Source organism: Rhodococcus sp. EPR-134 (assembly GCF_001647205.1).
Lineage (GTDB): Bacteria > Actinomycetota > Actinomycetes > Mycobacteriales > Mycobacteriaceae > Rhodococcus_F > Rhodococcus_F qingshengii.
Genome location: NZ_LVCT01000556.1, coordinates 1 through 3,707, shown reverse-complemented (window position 1 = coordinate 3,707; position 3,707 = coordinate 1). Strand labels below are relative to the sequence as shown.

The 3,707-nt window shown below is 65.3% G+C and carries 5 protein-coding genes; 4 read left to right on the top strand and 1 reads right to left on the bottom strand.

Annotated features, from left to right (window positions below; translation table 11 throughout):
• The 4 genes from A2J01_RS24970 to A2J01_RS24955 all read left to right on the top strand — a co-directional run.
• Positions 1–866, top strand: an 866-nt coding sequence (locus tag A2J01_RS24970; RefSeq protein ID WP_156519396.1) for a DUF4328 domain-containing protein, incomplete at its 5' end; no start/stop codon positions are given.
• Complete coding sequence (locus tag A2J01_RS24965; RefSeq protein WP_003944175.1) at positions 863–1,627, top strand: glycerophosphodiester phosphodiesterase; 765 nt, start codon at positions 863–865, stop codon at positions 1,625–1,627. The genes A2J01_RS24970 and A2J01_RS24965, both read left to right, overlap by 4 nt.
• 11 nt (positions 1,628–1,638) lie before the next feature.
• Positions 1,639–2,553, top strand: coding sequence for a DUF5926 family protein (locus A2J01_RS24960; protein ID WP_003944127.1), 915 nt, complete (start codon positions 1,639–1,641; stop codon positions 2,551–2,553).
• 53 nt (positions 2,554–2,606) lie between these two features.
• Positions 2,607–3,425 (top strand): alpha/beta fold hydrolase, encoded by an 819-nt coding sequence (locus A2J01_RS24955; protein ID WP_063315270.1) that lies wholly within the window; start codon positions 2,607–2,609, stop codon positions 3,423–3,425.
• Here A2J01_RS24955 and A2J01_RS24950 read toward each other — a convergent pair.
• The coding region (locus A2J01_RS24950) for a ferritin (RefSeq protein ID WP_269455340.1) at positions 3,422–3,707 on the bottom strand (286 nt) is incomplete at its 5' end. The two genes, A2J01_RS24955 and A2J01_RS24950, sit on opposite strands and share 4 nt — an antisense overlap.

Here is a 3,707-nt window from a genome sequence, read left to right as displayed (position 1 = left end):
AGATCTACCAACCGCCCAACCGCCGTGGCTTCCGCTGGATCGCGCGCTCCCCGTCCGACCCCCGCGGCGTGGGGGACGCACCAGTGCGTCGTAGCTTCTCCACTCCGCGCTACGACGCTGTCCCGCAGTGGGGACTCCAGGACGTCGTCGACAACTCACCGGTGCCGCCCTCGCGAGCGGACCGGATGGCCGACCGAGTCGGGCCGTTGCTGACGCTCGCAACGATCCTCTACGGACTGGCAGTGTTCGCCGAACTGGGCAGATACGCGATCCTGGTCCGCAACCGCACCAGGCTGATCCCGCAGCCGCTGCTCACGGTCTCCGACGCCGCCGTGTACTTCACTCAGTTGGGTGGACTGCTGATCTCGGTCTTCGCGGCAATCGCCGCTGTGTGCTGGCTGCTTCGTCGGCGTCGTGAACACTTCGCAGGTGCCCGGGAATCCGATCCACGCACAGCGTCGGAAGTTGTCGTCGGCTGCGCTGTGCCGATCCTCAACCTCGTGATGCCGGCCGTTTATCTCTTCGAGTTGGTCCGCCGCGATCCGCGCGGAACCCTGCTGGTCAAGATCTGGTGGGGCTTCTGGGCATTCAGCGCTCTGCTGCTGGTGGTCAACGCGTGCTGGCGATCACGCCCGGGGATTCAGGCAATGGCCGACGGGGTTCTGCTGAACGCTTTCATCGCACTGATCGCTGCCGTCACCGCGGCGTTGACGCTCGTCGTGATCCGCCGGATCGAGCGCAAGAGCTGGCGCGGTGAACCGGAATCGGAAACCCGCTGGGTGCCAGTGCCGCGCTCGGTGCTGGAAGAAAAGACGGTGCTGGAAGAGAAGACGGTGCTGGACGAGAAGGAGACCGCTGCCCTGTGAGCCCAGATCGTCGAGGTCCACTCGTCGTTGCGCACCGAGGTGCGTCGGCTGCGCGGCCGGAGCACACCCTCGCCGCCTACGAACTGGCCCTCGAGGAGGGTGCCGACGGGCTCGAATGCGACGTCCGGCTCACCCGCGACGGACACCTGGTCTGCGTTCACGACCGCAAGGTCGACCGCACCTCCAGCGGGACGGGGATCGTCAGCGAGATGACGCTCGATTCGCTGAACGCTCTGGACTACGGGTCGACGAGCGAACCGGCCGAACTGCTGACTCTCTCCGATCTCATCACCCTCGCTCTGGATTTTGCGCGCCCGGTGAAGCTGTTCATCGAGACCAAGCACCCCGTGAGGTTCGGCGGATTGGTCGAAGCCAAACTCCTGGCGGAACTGCACCGCTTCGGGATCGCGTCACCGCCGTCGGCCGATCATTCGCGCGCTGTCGTCATGTCTTTCTCGGCGAGTGCGGTGTGGCGAGTGCGTCGTTCGGCACCGCTGCTGCCGACGGTCCTGCTCGGTGACGCGTCGCGGTACCTCGGCGGCGGTGCGTCGACGGCTGTGGGCGCTACGGCGATCGGGCCGTCGATCAAGGCTCTGCGCGAACATCCCGATCTGGTCGATCGGGCCGCTGCTGCGGGTCGCGCGACGTACTGCTGGACCGTCGACGACAAAGCGGATGTGGACCTGTGTCGTGAGCTCGGGGTCAGTTGGGTTGCCACCAACCATCCCGGGCGCACGAAGCAATGGCTGGGCAGCGTGTAGATTTTGCCCTCGTGGCCAAGAAGAGCAAAAGAAACAGTGGACCGAAGCAGGGCAGCGCACGCGCAGAGAAGCTGGCGGCACGCCAAGCAGAGCGTGAAGCCGCTGCCGGCGTAGTCAGCCGCCCGTTCGAGGGCCTTGCCGCCGAGTGCGATCTGGTTGCGCTGCGCGAATTCGTTCCGTCCGCCACGGCTCCGTTGCCGGTCATCGGCTCCGACCGTCCCGTCACGTTGGCAACGGTCCTCCCCGGCGCTGTTGCCGCACTCGTCCGTGACGAGGGCGAGACGGCCACAGGATTTGTCGGTGTCCAGGTTCAGGCGCACTCGGCCGACCTCGGCGCAGACCTCGCCGCTTCGGTGAACTGGATCAAGGACGCGGCCCCCGGCGACGCGCTTTCTGCCGCGAACCCCGATTCCGAGACCCCCGCAGTCACCGCTGTCGTCGATCCCTCGGCCCTGCTCGACATCACCGTGCACCAGAACTTCAACTGGTGGATCCCCGAGGGCGTCGAAACCGATCCCGAGGTTGCCGCCACCGTGCAGCACGCCAACTCGGCGATCATGCCCTCTGCACGCCTCGAAGGCGACGGCCTCGTTGCCGCGTGGTGGGTCGACGCCGGCGAGAAGGCGCACCTGCGTTGGGTTCGTCCCGAGAGCGAAGACGACCTGATGCTCGCGCTGGCGCGCGTGCACGCGACCGGTGGACTGCATCTGGGTGAGGGCTCGCGCTACGCAGGCTCGTTCCGCACCCACGGCCTGTTGGTTCCCGTCTTCGACCTCGACCGCGAAAAGCATGCAAACGAGTGGGTAGCGGCAACCGTCGAGCTCGGTGAGCGTCTTGCCGAGGCTCTGGCCGTCGATGCTCCGCTGACCTCGGCCGAGCTTCGCTCGCGCGACGGACTTCGTGGTCGCCAGGTCACGCTGCGCTGATTTTTTCGCCCGAACTATAGGCGTTACGCGAAGTTACGGTTAATGTTGGTGACATGACCTTGTCGCATGACATCTCCGGTAGTGGTCCCACGCTTGTGCTCGTCCATGGCATCGTCCATCGACGGCAGGCGTGGGATTCGCTTTTGAACCAGCTGACGCCGTACCGCCGCGTCGTCACCGTCGACCTGCCGGGTCACGGAGAGTCGCTGCTGCCCGAACTCGGTCCGGACGTCATGGGACAGCTGATCGACGATGTCAGTGAGTTCGTCAAGGAAGTGACGCCGGCGGGGGAGCGTGCCCACGTCGCGGGAAACTCCCTCGGCGGCTGGATTGCCCTCTCGCTGGCAGCGCGCGGAGATGTCGCGTCGGCGACAGCTCTTTCGCCGGCCGGGTTCTTTGTCAATCACCTCGATCAGGTGCGAGCGATCAACACGTTCCGTGCACTGCGCGGCACGGCCAAGCTCATGGGTGACGGATTGCCACGCGCATTGCGGTACAAGCTGATTCGCTATCCGGCGCTCGCCGCGTTCTTCGCTCATCCGAGTCATGTCGGTTATGCAGCGGCGTTGGCCGACTGCCGTTCGCTCGTGTCGAACGAACTCGTCGATCTCGGTCTAGAGATGGACTTCGTGCTGCCGCCCATCGTGGATCCCACTGTGCCGGTGACGGTTGCGTGGGGTCGACGCGATCTCATCCTGCCCGTGTATCAGGCGCAGCGCGTGAAAAAGCCGTTCCCGCAGGCAAAGTTGATGGTTCTGCCCGGCCTTGGGCACGTACCGATGACAGATGCCCCCGAGCTGATCAGTTCGATCCTGCTGGCAGGAAGCGAACCGTTCGGCTCGAGGGCAAAATCCGTGAGTGCTGCAGGCTAGATGGTTCCGCCGGCTGCGCTCGGTGCACCGGTGGTGTCACCGACGGTGCTCATCTCGCGGGACACGAAGTCTTCGAGGTCGAACAGGTTGGCGCCTGCGCGGTCCGCGATGGTGAGAAGTGTTGTCATGCTTGCAACTTCCTCGACCTGCTCCTTGAGGAACCACTGCATGAACTGCTCGCCGAGGTAGTCGCCTTCTTCGCGGGCAGTGCTCGCGAGCTGGACGATTTGCTCGGTGACCGTCTTCTCCTGCGTCAGCGCGAGAGCGATGGGCTCGCGGGCA

What these genes read in the sequence shown, in the direction of transcription:
- A2J01_RS24955 (WP_063315270.1), top strand. Translation starts at nt 2,607, where the DNA reads ATGACCTTGTCGCATGACATCTCCGGTAGTGGTCCCACGCTTGTGCTC.